Annotated in this window: 17 protein-coding genes and 1 pseudogene; 8 read left to right on the top strand and 10 right to left on the bottom strand. The window is 61.7% G+C overall.

Annotated features, from left to right (window positions below):
- Positions 1–104: 104 nt before the first annotated feature.
- The 7 genes from ggt to BA011_RS16295 form a co-directional block, all read right to left on the bottom strand.
- Positions 105–1,841 (bottom strand): gamma-glutamyltransferase, encoded by a 1,737-nt coding sequence (gene ggt, locus BA011_RS16325; protein ID WP_065281224.1) that lies wholly within the window; start codon positions 1,839–1,841, stop codon positions 105–107.
- 232 nt (positions 1,842–2,073) lie between these two features.
- Complete coding sequence (locus tag BA011_RS16320) at positions 2,074–3,150, bottom strand: alpha/beta fold hydrolase (protein WP_065281223.1); 1,077 nt, start codon at positions 3,148–3,150, stop codon at positions 2,074–2,076.
- Between the two features lie 113 nt (positions 3,151–3,263).
- Entirely contained in the window at positions 3,264–3,899 is a 636-nt protein-coding gene (locus tag BA011_RS16315; RefSeq protein WP_065281222.1) for a hypothetical protein, read from the bottom strand.
- A gap of 112 nt (positions 3,900–4,011) precedes the next feature.
- Entirely contained in the window at positions 4,012–4,137 is a 126-nt protein-coding gene (gene ykgO, locus BA011_RS16310; protein WP_003542835.1) for a type B 50S ribosomal protein L36, read from the bottom strand.
- A 163-nt stretch (positions 4,138–4,300) separates the two neighbouring features.
- Positions 4,301–5,377 (bottom strand): 5-(carboxyamino)imidazole ribonucleotide synthase, encoded by a 1,077-nt coding sequence (locus tag BA011_RS16305; protein ID WP_065281221.1) that lies wholly within the window; start codon positions 5,375–5,377, stop codon positions 4,301–4,303.
- The gene (purE, locus tag BA011_RS16300; protein ID WP_011653459.1) at positions 5,374–5,868 is read right to left on the bottom strand and encodes a 5-(carboxyamino)imidazole ribonucleotide mutase; all 495 of its coding nucleotides are present in this window, start codon (positions 5,866–5,868) and stop codon (positions 5,374–5,376) included. The genes BA011_RS16305 and purE overlap by 4 nt, the downstream gene beginning before the upstream one ends.
- A gap of 18 nt (positions 5,869–5,886) precedes the next feature.
- Complete coding sequence (locus BA011_RS16295) at positions 5,887–6,090, bottom strand: YdcH family protein (RefSeq protein WP_003542832.1); 204 nt, start codon at positions 6,088–6,090, stop codon at positions 5,887–5,889.
- A 228-nt stretch (positions 6,091–6,318) separates the two neighbouring features.
- Between BA011_RS16295 and BA011_RS16290 the strand changes: the two genes are divergently transcribed.
- Positions 6,319–6,492, top strand: a complete 174-nt coding sequence (locus tag BA011_RS16290) for a YdcH family protein (RefSeq protein WP_003542831.1) — start codon at positions 6,319–6,321, stop codon at positions 6,490–6,492.
- A 206-nt stretch (positions 6,493–6,698) separates the two neighbouring features.
- On the opposite strand, the gene BA011_RS16285 is transcribed toward BA011_RS16290, so the two are convergent.
- Together BA011_RS16285 and BA011_RS16280 are read right to left on the bottom strand one after the other, a co-directional pair.
- Complete coding sequence (locus tag BA011_RS16285; protein ID WP_003552646.1) at positions 6,699–6,959, bottom strand: ArsR/SmtB family transcription factor; 261 nt, start codon at positions 6,957–6,959, stop codon at positions 6,699–6,701.
- 164 nt (positions 6,960–7,123) lie between these two features.
- Positions 7,124–7,887, bottom strand: a pseudogene (locus tag BA011_RS16280) (sulfite exporter TauE/SafE family protein).
- A gap of 106 nt (positions 7,888–7,993) precedes the next feature.
- Between BA011_RS16280 and BA011_RS16275 the strand changes: the two are divergent.
- Both BA011_RS16275 and BA011_RS16270 read left to right on the top strand, forming a co-directional pair.
- Positions 7,994–8,647, top strand: coding sequence for a thiamine phosphate synthase (locus BA011_RS16275; protein WP_065281220.1), 654 nt, complete (start codon positions 7,994–7,996; stop codon positions 8,645–8,647).
- 10 nt (positions 8,648–8,657) lie between these two features.
- Positions 8,658–9,740 carry a tetratricopeptide repeat protein gene (locus BA011_RS16270; protein ID WP_065281219.1) on the top strand — a complete coding sequence of 361 codons (1,083 nt, stop codon included), beginning with the start codon at positions 8,658–8,660 and terminating at the stop codon, positions 9,738–9,740.
- An 84-nt stretch (positions 9,741–9,824) separates the two neighbouring features.
- Here the strand turns inward: BA011_RS16270 and BA011_RS16265 are convergent, their stop codons facing one another.
- A complete protein-coding gene (locus BA011_RS16265; RefSeq protein WP_186806560.1) occupies positions 9,825–11,567 on the bottom strand; it encodes a chemotaxis protein in 1,743 nt (580 codons plus the stop codon).
- Between the two features lie 340 nt (positions 11,568–11,907).
- Here BA011_RS16265 and BA011_RS16260 point away from each other — a divergent pair, with 340 nt between their 5' ends.
- Genes BA011_RS16260 through BA011_RS16240 form a run of 5 tightly spaced genes read left to right on the top strand, consistent with a single transcriptional unit; the run spans position 11,908 to position 16,888 of the window.
- Entirely contained in the window at positions 11,908–12,237 is a 330-nt protein-coding gene (locus BA011_RS16260; RefSeq protein ID WP_065281217.1) for an STAS domain-containing protein, read from the top strand.
- A complete protein-coding gene (locus BA011_RS16255) occupies positions 12,234–12,602 on the top strand; it encodes a response regulator (protein WP_065281216.1) in 369 nt (122 codons plus the stop codon). Before BA011_RS16260 ends, BA011_RS16255 begins: the two co-directional genes overlap by 4 nt.
- Positions 12,599–14,644 (top strand): chemotaxis protein CheA, encoded by a 2,046-nt coding sequence (locus BA011_RS16250; protein WP_065281215.1) that lies wholly within the window; start codon positions 12,599–12,601, stop codon positions 14,642–14,644. Before BA011_RS16255 ends, BA011_RS16250 begins: the two co-directional genes overlap by 4 nt.
- Positions 14,641–15,150 (top strand): chemotaxis protein CheW, encoded by a 510-nt coding sequence (locus BA011_RS16245; protein WP_065281214.1) that lies wholly within the window; start codon positions 14,641–14,643, stop codon positions 15,148–15,150. Before BA011_RS16250 ends, BA011_RS16245 begins: the two co-directional genes overlap by 4 nt.
- 31 nt (positions 15,151–15,181) lie before the next feature.
- Positions 15,182–16,888: a methyl-accepting chemotaxis protein gene (locus BA011_RS16240; protein ID WP_065281213.1), complete on the top strand. Its 1,707-nt coding sequence runs from the start codon at positions 15,182–15,184 to the stop codon at positions 16,886–16,888.
- Positions 16,889–16,922 lie beyond the last annotated feature (34 nt).

Below are 16,922 nucleotides of genomic sequence, written 5' to 3'. Positions count from 1 at the left end.
TTGTGAACGGCGACTTTGTCACGGTGACATGAATGGTGCCACCGCTGCTTCTTGAGCCGCGTTGCGCTTTGCGCCGACTGTTTGACCAGGCGATCCCCGAAGCGTCAGTAGCCGCTTGCCGACCCCTCCGTTGCGCGGCTGTCCATGGCGCCGTTATAGCGGGCGCCGCCCCCCTTTTCGATGGCCGCAAGGCTTTTACCGCCGACGAGGATGCCGGCGGCCTGGCCCCATTGCGGCGTGTCATTGCCGCCATCGAAGCTGTAGCCCATGGCGGCAAGCGTCTTTTCCGTATCCGGCGAAAGTGCATAGGGTTCGAGAAAGACCTTGTCGGGCTGCCATTGGTGGTGGAGACGCGGGGCGTTGACCGCCTGACTGATATCCATGCCGAAATCGACGACATTGAGGATCGCTTCCAGCGTGATGGTAATGATGCGCGAGCCGCCGGGGCTGCCGATGACCATGAAGGGCTTGCCGTCCCGGGTGACGATCGTCGGGCTCATCGAGGAGAGCGGCGTCTTCTTCGGGGCGATGGCATTGGCCTCGCCCTGCACCAGTCCGTAGAGGTTCGGCACGCCGGGCTTGGAGGTGAAATCGTCCATCTCGTTGTTGAGTAGGACACCGGTGCCGGGCGCTACGACGGCGGCACCGAAGGAGCCATTCAGCGTATAGGTGACGGCGACCGCATTGCCCTCGTCGTCGATGATTGAATAATGCGTGGTTTCGGTGCTTTCCTTGCCGCCGAGCGGTTTCAGGTTCGCCGAGGTGCCGGCCTTGTAAGGGTCGATCTTGGCGGCGATCTCCAAAGCATACTTCTTGTCGAGCAGCTTTGTGACCGGGTTCTCGACGAAATCGGGATCGCCGAGCGCAGCATTGCGGTCGACGTAAGCATAGCGCATCGCCTCGACCATGATGTGCACGGTTTCGGCCGAGTTATAGCCGAGATAGGAAAGCGGGTATCCTTCCAGAACGTTGAGGATCTCGCAAATGATGACGCCGCCGGAAGACGGCGGCGGCGAGGAGATGATGTCGTAGCCACGGTAATTGCACTCGATCGGCTTCAGTTCGCGCACCGCATATTGCTCGAAATCCTCCTTGGCGAGGATGCCGCCCTTGGCCTGGCTCGCCTTGACGATCGCCTCGGCGGGCGCGGCCTTGTAGAAGGCGTCGGGGCCTTTTTCGGAGATGCCTGCCAGGACGGCGGCAAGGTCCGGTTGCTGGAGTTTTTCGCCGGATGCATAGGGTTTGCCATCCGGTTTCAGGAAGATCTTTGCCGTGGCTTCATCTTTGGCAAGGCGTTTGGCGTTGCCGGCGAAACTTGCGGCGTCGCCCTGTTCCAGCGTGAAACCTTCCTTGGCGAAGCGGAGCGCCGGCGCGATCAGTTCTTCGCGCGATTTGCTGCCGTATTTCTCGCGCGCGGTCTCGAAGCCCATGACGGAGCCCGGCACGCCGACGGCAAGATAACCGTCGAGGCTGGCACGCGGCACGATATCGCCATTGGCGTCCAGATACATGGTCTTCGTGGCGGCAAGCGGCGCGCGTTCGCGGAAATCGAGGAAGGTCTTGGTGCCATCCTTCAGGCGGATGGTCATGAAGCCGCCACCGCCGAGGTTGCCGGCCGAGGGATATACAACCGCCAGCGCATAACCGACGGCGACCGCCGCATCGACGGCATTGCCGCCGCCTTTCAGCACCTCGACGCCGACATCGGTCGCCAGGTGCTGGGCGGTGACGACCATGCCGTGCTCGGCTTCGACGGGCGCAGGCGAGGCGGCGAGAGCCGCGGTCAGGCTCAACGACAATGCTGATATGACGGAGATCGTCCCGATATGCAGGCTGCCCATGATTTCCCCTCCTATGGACAATGATGGAAAAACATATGGGACTGCCTGGGCCCGAGGCAATGCAAGGGGTTGGCTTTAAAGCATGCCGCGCAAAACTATGTCGCGGGTTTGCGAGGACGGCAGGCGTAAAAATAAATCCCAAAGCGTCAGGAGTTCGGCGAGTTTCTGGCTTGTGTCGTCGTCGGGCCGGTCGAAGGACATGCGGCCTTCGATAGCGATGCAATTCGACGTGCTACAGGATCCTTTGTGCGTCTGAAAAGACACGCGGCGCTGCAGGCGCCAGCGACGGCGCGGTTGCGACCGTCCGATCGCGTGAGGTGCCGGCAAGCCTCTCTTCCGCCTTGCGGGCGATCGCCTGCAGGTCGCGCGGCTTGCCTGATATCTTCTCCATGGCGGCGATGGCGACATCGGTTGCGAGGTAATCCGGCTTGTGGCCGACGCCGCTGACGGTAATGAGCTCGGAGCCTGATATATCGCGGGCAAGGCCGCGCGAATGCAGGTGTTCCCAGACGATCTCGTCGCGGTCGCCCGTTATGATCACGGTCGGCGCGGTGATCTGCGGATAGAACAGCGACTGCTCCTTCACATAGGCGAGCAGTCTTTTGAAATCGGCAGCATTGTTGTGGAAGGCGCTGGGGCGCAGCACCAGCGACGGACCGGTTTTTTCGATGTAGTCGGCCGGGCGCGGATTGGGGCGGAAGACATTCAGCGTGCCGCGCTCCAGCCGTCTCAGCCCGAGCGGCACGACGATTGCGTGAGTGAAGAGCCAGCCGACGACCGGTGTCGTGGCGACATGATAGTACCAGTCGATGCCGCCCGGCCAGGGATGGGTGGCGGGCGCGAGGAAGAGCAGGCCGGCAGTCTTGTCAGGATGGCGCAGGCCGAAGGCGGCGGTGATCGCGCCGCCGAAGGAATGCCCGACGATGATCGCCTTTTCGATGCCGCGCTTTTCCATCAGCCTGGCGATCGCATCGGCCTGTCCGGAGGGGACAGCGTTCTCAGGGCCGCCGCGTTCGGAATAGCCATGACCGGGACGATCGACGAAGAGCATTTCCGCCCGGCCTTCGAGTGCGGCGCGGAAGGCAACGACCTGGTCGAGCAGATTACCGCTGGCGCCGTGAATGAAGACCAGCGCCGGCAGATCCGCATTTTCGGGACGCTCGACGTGGACGGCATTCATGCGGTAGCCGCCGACATCCGTCAGTTCGCCGATATTCGGATAGGCGTGTTCGAATTGCCGCGCCTTATAAGTGGAGTAACCGATGGCGGCGGCGAGCGGGGCGAGAAGAGCGGAAACTTCTGCAAGCATGATCTCAACGAGTGATATTTGCGGGACGGCCTGCGGCGGACAACCGCCTCATCGTTCCCTCTCTATTCTAAAATTGTGCAGCGTGATCCGACGTCAAGATCGATGACCGGGAATCAGGTGCGGTTGCCGGCAAGTTTTTCCGCAAGCGTGTTGGCCTGTTCCTGCGCGGTGCGTTCGGCGGGATAGATATCGAGAAAACGCTCCCAAGCCTTCAAGGTCAGCTGGTCGTTGCCGGAATTGCTGAGGATCGCCGCCATGCCGGAGAGAGCGCCGAAATGGCGCGGCTCGAGATCGAGCACACGTTCGATGTCGGACATCGACTTGCGATAATTTCCCATGACGAAATTCAGCGTGGCGCGGCGGTTCCAGCTTTCGGCATAATCGGGCTTCAGCGCGATCGCCTCATCGAGGAAATCGAGGGCGGCGGGGTTGCGCTTTTCCTCGATCGCCTTGTCGGCCCACTGCATCAGCAGATTGACGGTAGCACTGCCGGAATCGTTCCATTCCATGCGGATTTCATTGGCGATGCCGCTGGCCTTTTCGGGATCGCGTTCACGCTTCAGCTGGCTGAAGAGCTGGTCGAGGTGCTGCTTCGGCGAATTGTTGACATCCGTCTGCTCGATGATGACGTCCTTTTTCGCCGCGGCTGCCGGCTCTTCCGCGGCGGCGGCCGGAAAGGAGGAGGTGAGGAAAATGAGAGCGAGCGGCAGCGCCGCTGATGTCAAAGCAAAAAAGCGCATGGCGAACATATTAGCCCGCCAGCGCCGAAGATCAAACAAATTTGACGTGATCACCGCAGCGACCCACCGGATATATCTGCCGGCGCAAGCTCACGCGGCAGGGCGATCCGGGCGCGCGAAATCAGCCCTGACGAGCCTTGAAGCGCGGGTTCAGCTTGTTGATGATGTACATGCGGCCCTTGCGGCGAACCAGACGGTTGTCACGGTGACGAGCCTTGAGCGACTTGAGCGAATTCTTGATCTTCATTTTTCTGATCCGCGATCTCTATGGGGGAATTCACATTCGCCCGTATCTTTAACAATCAAAAGCGCGCCATCGGGCGCGCTGTTTAGGTGGGGAGCAGATACCCCGTCACCTTTTCCGTGTCAACCACATGCAGGTGTTTTTCCCAAGGCACAGGGGTGTTTTCTCAGGCCAAAACCGGCGATTTCGGCGTCAAGGCGGTGATGTGGCCCATCTTGCGGCCGGGGCGCCACTCGGTCTTGCCATAGAGATGAACCAGCGTATCGGGGCGACGCAGCCAGTCGGGAACGGCAAGGATATCGTCGCCGATCAGGTTCTGCATGACGCAGTCGGAATGGCGCTCGGCATTGCCGAGCGGCAGGCCGGCAACAGCGCGGATATGCTGCTCGAACTGGCTGACGACGCAGGCAGCTTCCGTCCAGTGACCGGAGTTGTGGACACGCGGCGCCATCTCGTTGGCGATCAGACCGCCATCGGCAAGCACGAAGAATTCGATGCCGATGACGCCGACATAGTTCAATGCAGCAAGGATTTTCTCGGCCGATTGCCACGCGGCGTCCGCCGCCGGCGCAGAGATCGCAGCGGGAACCGTAGAGGTGTGGAGGATACCGTTGCGGTGGACATTCTCGGCGGGATCGAAGCAGACGACCGTCCCGTCGATGGCGCGGGCGGCGATGATCGAGACCTCACGCTTGAAGGCGACGAAGCTTTCGAGGATGAGCGGCACGCCGCCAAGTGCTGCATAGGCGCCATCCGGGCTGTCTGCGGCCGAGCGGAAAACCTTCTGGCCCTTGCCGTCATAACCGAGACGGCGGGTCTTCAGCACGCCCTGGCCGCCGAAATCCTTCAGTGCCGTCTCGAGATCGGCCTGGCTGTCGATCACATGGAAGCGGGCAGTGGTTATGCCGCAGCCGTTGAGAAAGCGTTTTTCGACGAGGCGGTCCTGGGCGGCTTCCAGCGCCTTGGGCGGCGGATAGACGGACACGCTCGCCGACAGCGTTTCGGCGGCTGCGACGGGCACGTTCTCGAATTCGTAGGTGACGACGTCGCAGATATCGGCGAGCTCGGCCAGTGCCAAGGGATCGTCATAGGCGGCGGTAATCTGCCGGTTGGCGAGCTGGGCGGCCGGGCAGTCTGCCTGCGGCTCGAGGATGACCGTGCGAAAATTCAACCTGGCGGCGGCAATGGCCAGCATGCGGCCGAGCTGGCCGCCGCCGATAATGCCGATCGTTCTCGCCGTCATAGGTCGTCCATCGGGTATTCGGCGACGGCAGCACTCTGGCGCTCGCGCCATTCGTCGAGCCGGTCGGCGATTTCTTCGTCGGAAAGGGCAAGCACGGCGGCGGCGAGAAGGGCGGCGTTGACTGCGCCGGCCTTGCCGATGGCGAGCGTGCCGACGGGAATACCGGCCGGCATCTGCACGATGGAAAGGAGGCTGTCCTGGCCGGACAGGGCTTTCGACTGGACCGGCACGCCGAAGACCGGCAGCGGCGTCATCGCGGCGGTCATGCCCGGCAGGTGGGCGGCGCCGCCGGCGCCGGCGATGATGACCTTGAAGCCCTCCGCGCGTGCGCCCTTGGCGAAATTGACCAGCCGGTCGACTGTGCGGTGCGCCGAAATGATGCGCGCGTCATAGGGAATTTCCAGCGCCTCCAGCGTGTCGGCGGCGTTTTTCATGGTCTCCCAGTCGGACTGGCTGCCCATGATGATGGCGACGGGTGGTCTGTCTGTCATCGTTGCTGCTATTCCCTCTCAGGCGATGATGTCAGGGATGATCTGATCTTCCAGCTTGGAGAGCCTGTCTTTGATAACGAGCTTCTTCTTTTTCATGCGCTGGATCCGCAGAGCGTCGCATCCGGTCTGGATCATGGCGTTGATCGCGGCGTCGAAATCCTCGTGCTCCTGGCGCAGGCGCGCCACTATGAGCCTGATTTCCGCCTGTTCCTGATCGGCCATATACATTCCCCGTTATCGTCCTTGGACCTTGTCCGATCTGGCGATGATTTCCGCAAGCTCCTATCACCAAATACAGGTAACGGCTAGTTAGTCTTGATCATGAAATTGCCATGCAGTCTTCATCTTTTGGCCTTCGACAAGCCGTCAAAAATATGTCACAGTCCCGCCCGTTGACACCTTGATCCCCGACGATGTTGGCCGGGGAGGGTAAGAGGAAGGAAGGGTCATATGACTGTTCAAGCTCATCTTGAGTCACTCCAGAAAAAGCATGTCGCTCTCGAGGAGGAGTTGCACGCGCTCAGAACATCTCCCTCTATTTCCGATACGGAACTTGCCGAATGCAAGCGCCGCAAGCTGCGCATCAAGGACGAGATTCAGCGTCTTAAGTCATCCGTCCACTAGTCTTCCCAAGGGTCGCCGGGCGATCATCTTGCGCAACAAGGTAAATCCATCCATTCCGCCAAAAATTTGCAAGAACCGGTGATTTGACACCATATTTGCGCCAGTCCGATGCATCCGGCATCGTGGCTGGCGCTTTTGGGTCTGTCACGTCTCACATCGCATTCTTATGATTCGCATCGTATCCCCAGATCTTACGGGAACATGCATCAGGCCCAGAACTGATCCAGCCACAAATTGAGCTTGTCGAAGCCACGGTTATTGACTGCGTAGATGCGTTTGGTGCCTTCCGAGGTCACGGAAACGAGATTGCTGTCGAGAAGCGCCTTCAGGTGCTGTGAAACAGCAGGACGGCTGATCGGCAGGCCTTCGGCGAGCTCATTGACCGTCCGTGGCGCGCGACGCAATTCCTCCAGCAGAAACCGCCGGTTCGGATCGGCAATCGCAGAGAAAGGGTCCGTGTTCGACATGGCGGCAACGCTACGTCAAACCGGCCGTGCCAGCAAGGAAATTGTGCATTGCAGCGTGCTGCTGCAAAACTCCTTAATTCGAGATTGATCTAAGGAATTATGCAGCAATTCAAAGCGCTACAGCGTCCTTTGCGCGTCTGAAGAGACGTGCGGCGCTGGGCCTTTTACCAGCCAAGGCCCTCGCGCACGATCAGGAAGGCGGCGATCAGCGCCATTGCATACATGAAGGGGTAGAAGATCTGTGGCTTCATGCGGCGCACGCACCAGGCGCCGGCAATGGTGGCGAGCGGGGCGAAGGGCAGAAGCGTTGCCGAGGTCGCAAGGTTCTGGGTGCCGAGCTGGCCGAGCGCGAAATATGGGATCAGCTTGATGGCGTTGAGGATCGCGAAGAAGCGTACGCTGGTGCCGGTATATTCGCGTGGCTGCAATTTGAGCGGCAGGGCATAGATCTGGAACGGCGCGCCGCCGGCATGGGCGACGAAGCTGCCGTAACCGGAAAATGTGCCCCAGAGGCTGGCGGCCACCGGCCGCTGGTTGCGCGGCGGGATCACCTTGCCGGCGGCCGGGCCGAAATTGCTCCAGAAATAGCGCAGGCAGAAGAGGATGGTCACCGCGCCGATGACGATGCGCAGCATGTTGCCGGAACCAGCGCCGAGGTTGCCCAGCCCAGCGCGATGCCGAAGACGGCGCCCGGCAGCATGATCTTCAGCGTCGTCCAGTCGCCATGCTTGCGCCAGATGACAAGCGAAATCATGTCCATCAAAATCAGGATCGGCAGCAGGATGGCGGCCGCCTCCACCGGCGAGACGACGAGGGCGAGGAAGGGCAAGCCGATCAGCGACAAAGCGTCGCCCATGCCGCCCTTTGCGAGGCCTACCAGCAGAACGGCGGGCACGGCGGCGTAGTAGAATGACAAATCCTGCGGCATGCTTTCGACGTCCTCCTCTTGCCAGCCTCGTCTAACGGAACTACTCACACAAAACGAGTGTGGATCCCTCATTTCCAAGGGGAATCGCAGGAAACGGAAAGACCCTATGACCGAACCGGAAAACCGCTGCCGCCTTGTGCTCATCGTAGCCGATATCGCCGATGCCGATGAACAGGCAAGGATCGTCGCCGACGCGCTGAAGGGCGGCGATGTCGCCTCGGTGATCGTGCCGCAATACGGGCTCGACGACGGCACCTTCCAGAAACATGCAGAAAAGCTGGTGCCGTTGATCCAGGACGCTGGCGCCGCCGCGCTGATTGCAGGCGACAGCCGTGTCGCAGGCCGGGCGAAGGCCGACGGCCTGCACCTTTCCGGCAATGCGGAGGCCCTTTCGGAGGCGATCGACAAACATGCACCGAAGCTGATCGTCGGCGGCGGCAACGCGGCCGACCGGCACCATGCGCTGGAGATCGGCGAAGTCAGGCCGGACTATATCTTCTTCGGCAAGCTCGACGGGGACATCAAGCCGGAGGCGCATCCGAAGAACCTGGCGCTTGGCGAATGGTGGGCCTCGATGATCGAGATTCCCTGCATCGTCATGGGCGGCACCGATCCAGCCTCGGCGCTCGCCGTCGCCGAGACCGGAGCGGAGTTCGTGGCGATGCGGCTGGCGGTTTTCGGCGAGCCCGACCGGGCGCCGGCCGTCGTCGCCGAGATCAATGCGTTGCTTGACGAAAAAGCGCCACGGTTTGAGGATTGAAATCGCGCTCATGCCGATCCCGCCCGCCCGTCTTTTGAAATATTTCCTCGCCGGTATGGCCGCCTTCCTTGCGGCCGGGCCGAATATTGCCTTGGCGCAGGCGCCGGACAGCGTCATCAGCCAGCCGGGCACGGGGCCGGCTTCGACCTTCCGTACCGACCGGCCTTCCAGCCCGGGCGTGCAGCCCTCCGATGGTGTCGGCGTATTCGACCGCATGGGCGCGAAGCTGCCGGACCTGCCGCCGGAGAAGGATTACAAGGGGCCGATCGACGAGGCCTACGGCGCCTTCCAGCGCGGTTATTACCTGACGGCAATGGACAAGGCGCTGCCGCGCGCCCAGCTCGGCGATCCGGCGGCGCAGACGCTGATCGGCGAAATCCTCTCGCAGGGCCTCGGCGTCAAGAAGGACGTGAAGAATGCTGCCTTTTGGTACGGCAAGGCGGCCGAAGGCGGCGATGCGGCGGCGATGTTCAAATATGCGCTGATCCTGATGGAAGGCGAGGGCGTGCCGCGTGACAAGGTCAAGGCCGACGACTACATGCGCAAGGCGGCCGAGGCGGGCAATCCTTCGGCGGAATTCAACTGGGCGCAGCTTCTCATCGCCGACAATCCCGGCGAGAAGGGACTGAGGCTGGCGCTGCCATTCTACGAGAAATCGGCCGAGCAGGGCATTGCCGATTCGCAATATGCCGTGGCGCAGATCTATGCGACGCTAAAGGACCTGCCGGAGGAAAAGAAGAAGCTCGCCCGCGAATGGATGGCGCGTGCAGCGCGCGCCGGCTTCGACACGGCCCAACTCGATCTCGGCATCTGGCTGGTCAACGGCGTCGGCGGGCCGAAGGATTACGTCAAGGGCTTCGAATGGCTGAAACTTGCCGCCAATGGCGGCAACGTCGCTGCGCAGAACAAGCTCGCCCACCTCTATATCAATGCGATCGGCACGGCGCCCAACCCGATCGAGGCGGCGAAGTGGTACGTGCTGTCGCGCCGGGCCGGGCTCGCCGATCCGGCGCTCGAGGATTTCTATCTCGGCATCGAGGACACCCAGCAGAAGGCGGCGATCGATGCCGCCAACAAGTTCCGGCGGCGATAGCGGCCGCGCAGCGCCGCTATAACGACATGCGTAAAAACAAAGGGTTGAAGCGCGAGGCGCGAATCTGAACGATTGCGACGCGCTTTAGAAAAGCGCGTCGGCGAAAAGATCCTCGTCGTTTTCGGCTTTGGCGGTTTCGGCGGGAGCGGAGGTGCTGTCCTCGCTCGCCGGAATGATGCCGCGATGAATGCTGCGTTCCTGGACCATCGTATAGTGCTTGAAGATCTTGCGGTCGAGCGGCGCGATCGTCTCTGCGAGATCGGAGATATCGGCGACATCGGTGCCGGCGACGCCTTCGAGCATATCGGCGCAGCCGGCAAGGACTTCACCCAGATTATGCTGGAAATCGAGCTTGCCGATCAGCAGGCTGATCTTGGTGGCGACCTCGCGACCGTTCTCGGCGAGCACCTTCAGTTCTTTTTCCATCAGGTTGGCTGCAGAGCGGATGTTGCCGACGGCCGAGGTCAGGCTTTCTCCGAGATTGCCGGCTCCGGCATCAGTGGCGGGGGCGACGCGCCCGGCCGCAGCTTCGAGCGCCGGCAGGCCGTTGACGATGGCGTCGGCGGAATCGTCGAGTTTGCCGGCGAAGATGCGCAGTTCGGCGGTGACGACGTTGATCGACCTGCCTTCCTCGCCGAGGCGGCTGCAGCGCAGGTTGGTGTTCAAAGCCATATAGTGAATGTCGGTCTTGACGGCGCGGATATTGCCGATCGCTTCGGAGAGCTTGGCTGCCGTACCGATCGTCGACTGGCTCACCTGGTCGGCCTGGCGGCTTGCCGTGTCGACCTGCTTGACGATTTCATGGGCGGCCGAAACGCTGGATTCCAGCGCGCGCATGAAGTTGCCGCCGGCCTCGCCACTCTCACCGCTCATCTGATCGCGCAGCTTGAGAATCTCCCGCATGTCGTGGTCGAAACTCGCGATCGTCTTGACGACGTTTTCGGAGTCCCGCTGGAAATTTGCGCACATGTCGCTCATCTGCGCCGCGGTCAAATGGTGGATGACGTTCTGCAGGCGCTTGCGCGCACCGGTATCGAGCTTTGCGCCCTCCGCGCCGGCAAAGAATTCCTCAAGCAGTGAAAGGGTGGCCTGCACATGCTCGATGCGCTGGCGGGTGATGTCGCCGATCTGCAGGGCAGAGAGCGTCGAGGCGACCTTGCTCTGGACGCCGCGGGCAATCGCGCCGACCTCGCGGGCGATGACGCCGAGATCCTTGCGGTGTCCGGCGATCTTGGCGGCATCGTCGCGCAGGGCTCCGGCGACGGCCGGAACAGTATCGGCATAACTCTTGGAAACACCGGCGCCAAAGGAGGCGGCGAGCTTGACCTCTTTGTCGAGACTGTCGAGGTGCGTGGCGAAACGATTGACCTCATCGGTGCCGGAATAGATGCGCTCCAGGATCTCCTGGGCGAAGCCGGCAAATTCGGCAAGGCCGGCACCGGTGATCTTCACGGTCACCGCGAAGGTTCTGAGATAACGCATCGTCTCCTGCATGTCGGCGACGTATTTGCGCAGCTCCCTGCCGGTCTGCGCCAGCGAGACGAGTGCCTGTTGACGATTTTCTTCGGTGACCGGCAGTGCCGTCAGGCTCTCCACCGTGGCACGGAGATCGGCGCCGGTATCGCTCGACTCGCTATTGTCGAGCGCCGCGGTGACGCTCTCTAGAGAATTCAACAGACGGTTGAGAACATCCATCACCGAGAGCAACACGGTACCGCCTTCGAGAAAACGTTCTTCGACCCGGCTGCGGGCGGATTCCAGGGGCCGGCCGATGTCCCCCCCGGACATGTAGGCTGTAGCGGTCGGCGATACCAGAGCGTGTGCCAACATTTATACCTTTTCTTAAAACACAGGCTAATCTGACTCTATTTCTACGGGCAGGATGGAAACGTCCGGTAAACGCGCCAGACTCGTCTGCGTTGTGATTAACGAAAGATGGATGGCGCCGCCGCTCGTATCTCATGGTTGGTTAATATGCTTAACCTACTGCTTTTATTTTATTTGTTTCTAAATTTGGAGAGGAAAATACAACTTATTCCGGATGAGAATTGGGGGGCTCAGGACTCGTTATACGGTAGTTTCCTACAACCGCTGTTTACCCTGCATTAACGCTGTCGTGAGAGTCCTCTTAGGGTCATCAAGTATTTCTCTGGTTGCGGGGGCTGCGTTGGATACTCCAAAACAATATTACGAATCTATAAATTTGCCGGATTTGCTGAGTATTCGCTGCGCGTCCGAATTATATTCAAAGATTACGGATGAATTTCACAGCCGTGATGTAATCATCATCGAGATTCCCGAAAGTGCTGAAGCGGATCTGAGTTTCATTCAGCTCATCGAATCCGCTCGCCGCCAAGCAAAGGCCAAGGGAAAGACGTTCAAACTTTCTTCGCCGGCCCGCGGCTCGGTTCTGAAGGTACTTGAGCGCGCAGGTTTCATCGAATCCTTCGACAAAGAAGACGAAAATTTCTGGTTGCATAAAAAGGTGACATTATGACTGCAAATATCCTGACCGTTGACGATTCCGCCAGCATTCGCCTGACCACCAATGTCACGCTGACCAATGCCGGTTACACCGTCACCGAGGCCGCCGACGGGGCAGAAGGCCTCGCGAAGGCCAAGAGCAGCAGCTTCGATCTGATCGTGACCGATCTCAACATGCCCGTCATGGACGGGTTGACGATGATCGAGGAACTGCGCAGGCTGCCGGCGCAGGCCGGTGTTCCGATTATCTTTCTGACGACGGAATCGGACGCCGATCTCAAGGCTCGCGCCAAGGCAGCGGGCGCAACGGGCTGGCTGACCAAGCCGTTCGACCCGGAAAATCTCGTGAAGATCGTCAAAAAGGTCCTCGGAAGATGAGTACGCTCGATCCGGTCGCCGTATTCCGCATGGAAGCAGCCGAATGCCTCGAAGCGATCGAGGCCGGTCTTCTCGACCTGACCCACCAGCTCGACAATAAGGATCTCGTCGACGCCGTGTTCCGCGGCCTCCACACGCTCAAGGGCTCCGGCGCGATGTTCGGTTTCGAGGCGCTCGCCGCCTTCACCCATCATTGCGAAACGGCCTTCGACCGCGTCCGCAAGGGCGAGGTCGCGGCAACCAGCGAACTTGTCGCCGCCGTTCTCGCTGCTCAGGACCATATGCGTGCCCTCGTCGACCAGCCGGATGCCGATCACGGCGATACCGGGCATAAGCTTCTGGCGCAGCTGCAGGCAGCCGTCGGCGGCAAGGAAGCGGCGCCTGCCGCTGTTCCCGCAACCGCAGCCGTGTGCGAAGCACCGGCGAAGAAGACGAACAGCTGGCGCATCCGCTTCAGCCTGCCGGCCAATTCGATGGCCAACGGCACCAACCCGCTCGGCCTGCTGGACGAGTTGCGCGATCTCGGCGAATGCACCGTACGCGCCAATACCTCGGCCATTCCGCCGCTCGACGAGCTCACTCCAACGGAACTCCACATTTCCTGGGACGTGACGCTGACCAGCGAGCAGGACCGCTCGGCGATCGACGACGTCTTCATCTTCGTACTCGACGACATGGAACTCAGCGTCGAGGAGATCAGCGGGCAGGCAGCGGCAACCGCCGCTCCGGTCGAGGAAAAGGCTGCACCTGCCCCTGTCGCCGCAGCATCGGCGGCCCCCGTTTCACCGGCCACCGTCCCGGAATTCCGTCCCGTCGAGGCGGTTCCGGCCAGGCGCGAGGCGCCTGCGCCAGCCAGCCAGGCGAAGGCGGCCGAGAATGTCCGCGTTCCGGCCGAGCGTCTCGACGAGCTGATGGACCGCGTCGGCGAGCTCGTCATCGCCCAGTCGCGCCTTAGCCAGCTCGCCAGCGCCAGTGCCGATATCGCGCTGCGCTCCGTCTCGGAAGAAATCGAACGCCTCTCCGGCGAGTTGCGCGACACGATGATGGTGCTGCGCATGGTACCGGTTGCCACCCTCTTCTCCCGCTTCCGCCGCCTCGTCCACGATCTCGCCCGCGAGACCGGCAAGGTGATCGAACTGGTGACGGAGGGCGAGAGCACCGAAGTCGACAAGACAGTCATCGAGCGTCTGGCCGATCCGCTGGTGCATCTGGTGCGCAACTCGATCGATCACGGGCTTGAAACGCCCGCCGACCGGCTTGCCTCCGGCAAGACCGAAGCCGGCACGGTGACCCTTTCGGCCCGCCAGGCCGGCGGCGAGGTGATCATCTCGATCAAGGACGACGGCCGCGGCATCAATCGCGAACGGGTTCGCGCCAAGGCGGAATCCTCCGGCCTTATCCAGCCCGGCCAGCCGCTTTCCGACTCCGAGCTGCTGCAGCTGATCTTCGCCCCCGGCTTCTCGACGGCCGCAGCGATCACCAATCTGTCCGGCCGCGGGGTCGGCATGGACGTGGTGAAGAAGACGGTCGAGGCGCTCCGCGGCGCGATCGACATTGTCAGCGTGCCGGGACAGGGTTCGGAAGTGTCGCTGCGCATCCCGCTGACGCTCGCCATCATCGACGGCCTGCTGGTGCGCGTCGGTTCCGGCCGCTACGTCATCCCGCTCTCGGCGGTCGAGGAATGCCTCGAACTGTCGCTCGAGGAAGATCTTCGCTCGCGCGGCCGCAGCTTCATCTCGCTGCGCGACAGCCTGGTGCCGTTTCTGCGCCTGCGCGACCTCTTCCGCACCGGCACCAAGCCCGACGTGCATCAGAAGGTCGTCGTCATCTCGACCGGCACTGAGCGCGTCGGCCTCGTCGTCGACCAGATCATCGGCGACCACCAGACAGTCATCAAGTCGATGTCGAAGCTGCACAATAACGTCGCGACCTTCTCGGGCGCCACCATTCTCGGCGACGGCAGCGTCGCTCTCATTCTCGACGTCGGGCACCTGGTTGCCGCGGGTCAGCAACAGGAGGCGCAATTGCGTGTAGCAGGATGAGTGCAACAGCAGCAGCCGAACGATTTGACAATCACTGGAGCTATGCCGAGGAAGTCGAGGTCCTGACCTTCGATCTCAACGGCGAAACCTTCGCGCTGGAAGCGGTCATCGTCCAGGAAATCCTGGACCTGCTTCCCGAGACCGCGGTGCCGGGCAGCCAGCCCTTCGTCGCCAGCGTCATCAACTTTCGCGGCAAGGTCATTCCGCTCGCCGACCTGCGTCTCGCCTTCGGGATGGAAGCAGCAGAGGCGACGATCGACAGCCGCTTCATCGTCATCGAGATCGATCTGCAGGGCGAGCCGACGCTCGTCGGCCTCAGGACCGATAAGGTGAACGAGGTGACGACGCTTGCAAAATCCGCCAGCGAGGCGCCACCGAGCGTCGGCATGCGCTGGCGCGCCGATTACATCAACTGCCTGGTGAAGAGGGGCGGAGAATTCATCATTCTCCCCAATCTGCAGGCGATCTTTTCATCGAGGCACGACGCGGCGGGAGCCGCCAGCTGATGTCGGCTGAGTTCAAATTGGGGTTAGACCGATGCGATTGACAATCAAGACAAAACTGGTGACGGCGTTCACTTTCGTCATCCTCATGCTCATGGGCACCGCTGCCTACGGCGTCTTCAGCCTAGGATCGCTGAACGACACGATTGGCAATCTTCTCGCCGGTCCCGCAGCCCGTCTCGACCTCGCCCAGCAAATCAACATTGCTCAGCTCGAGGCCATCCGCCAGCAGAAGAACCTGCTCGCTGCCCGCACTGCCGACGAAACCGCAGGTGCGATCGCCAAGGGCAATCAAGCCCGCAAGGACTTCGCAGATGCCTTCGGCCAGGTACTGGCGTTGGCAACCGAAGAAGGCAAGGCGCGCTGGGCGCGCATTGCCGAACTTTCCAAGACCTTCACGGCAGCCGACGATCAGATCCGTGACTATGTGAAGGCCGGCAACGCCGAAGGCGCAAATACCGTCTCCGTGACCGCGGCGCGGGCCGCTGCCAACGACATCGACTCGACACTTAGCGAAATCCTGGCACTTGAAAAACAGCGCATGAAGGCCGCCGACGATGACGCCGACGCCCAGTATGCTGCCACGCGCACCATGATGATGGCGGTGGCAGCCGTTGCCCTGCTGGTTGCTGCGATTACCGCATTCTGGATCGCCAGCACGATAAGCAAGGGCCTTAGCCGTGCCAACGCCGTGGTTCGCGAAGTGTCGGAAGGTGATCTGACGAAGATGGCCGACATCACAAGCCGTGACGAAATCGGCGAACTTCTGGGCAACGTCAACACCATGATCGAACGTCTGCGCGGCGTCGTTGCCGACGCACTGTCGGCCGCCGACAATGTCTCTTCCGGCAGCCAGGAACTTTCGGCGAGTTCTGAACAGGTATCGCAGGGCGCCACCGAACAGGCCGCGTCGGCCGAAGAGGCTTCCGCCTCGATGGAGCAGATGGCCGCCAACATCAAACAGAACGCCGATAACGCCGCCCAGACCGAAAAGATCGCCCGCCAGTCGGCCAAGGATGCGGAGATGAGCGGGGAAGCGGTGACGCGTGCCGTCGACGCCATGCGCACGATCGCCCAGAAGATCGGCATCGTCCAGGAGATCGCCCGCCAGACAGACCTTCTCGCCCTCAACGCTGCCGTCGAAGCCGCTCGTGCCGGCGAGCATGGCAAGGGTTTTGCAGTCGTCGCTTCGGAGGTGCGCAAGCTTGCTGAACGCAGCCAGTCGGCTGCCGCGGAAATCAGCTCGATGTCGAGCGATACCGTCAAGGCTGCCGCCGATGCCGGCGACATGCTCGGCCGCCTGGTGCCCGACATCCGCAAGACGGCGGAGCTGGTCTCCGAGATCAGTGCTGCCTGCCGCGAACAGGATATCGGCGCCTCGCAGATCAACGAGGCGATCCAGCAGCTCGACAAGGTAACGCAGCAGAATGCCGGCGCCTCCGAGCAGATGTCGGCAACCTCGGAAGAGCTCGCTGCCCAGGCCGAGGAACTGCAGACGTCGATCGCCTTCTTCAAGGTCGATACGGCAGGCAGCGCGCGGTCCGGTGCCTACAAGGCGCAGCCAAAAGCTTCGGCCAAGGTGAAGGCCCCGGCCGCTGTCCGCAAGCCCGGCCCGCAGGCTCACAGCCAAGGTCGCGGCCAGACGATTTCGGCTCAGCAGCACCGCCTCAAGGGCTTTGCTCTCGATATGTCGATGGGCGGTCCAGACGCCAGCGACGACGACTTTAGGGAGAGCGCATAAGCGCTCCCTTGGGGAAAGCGCATAAGCGCTCCCC

Origin of the sequence: Rhizobium leguminosarum (assembly GCF_001679785.1) — a bacterium.
GTDB classification, from domain to species: Bacteria; Pseudomonadota; Alphaproteobacteria; order Rhizobiales; family Rhizobiaceae; genus Rhizobium; species Rhizobium leguminosarum_R.
This window is presented reverse-complemented; position numbering and strand designations above follow the sequence as displayed.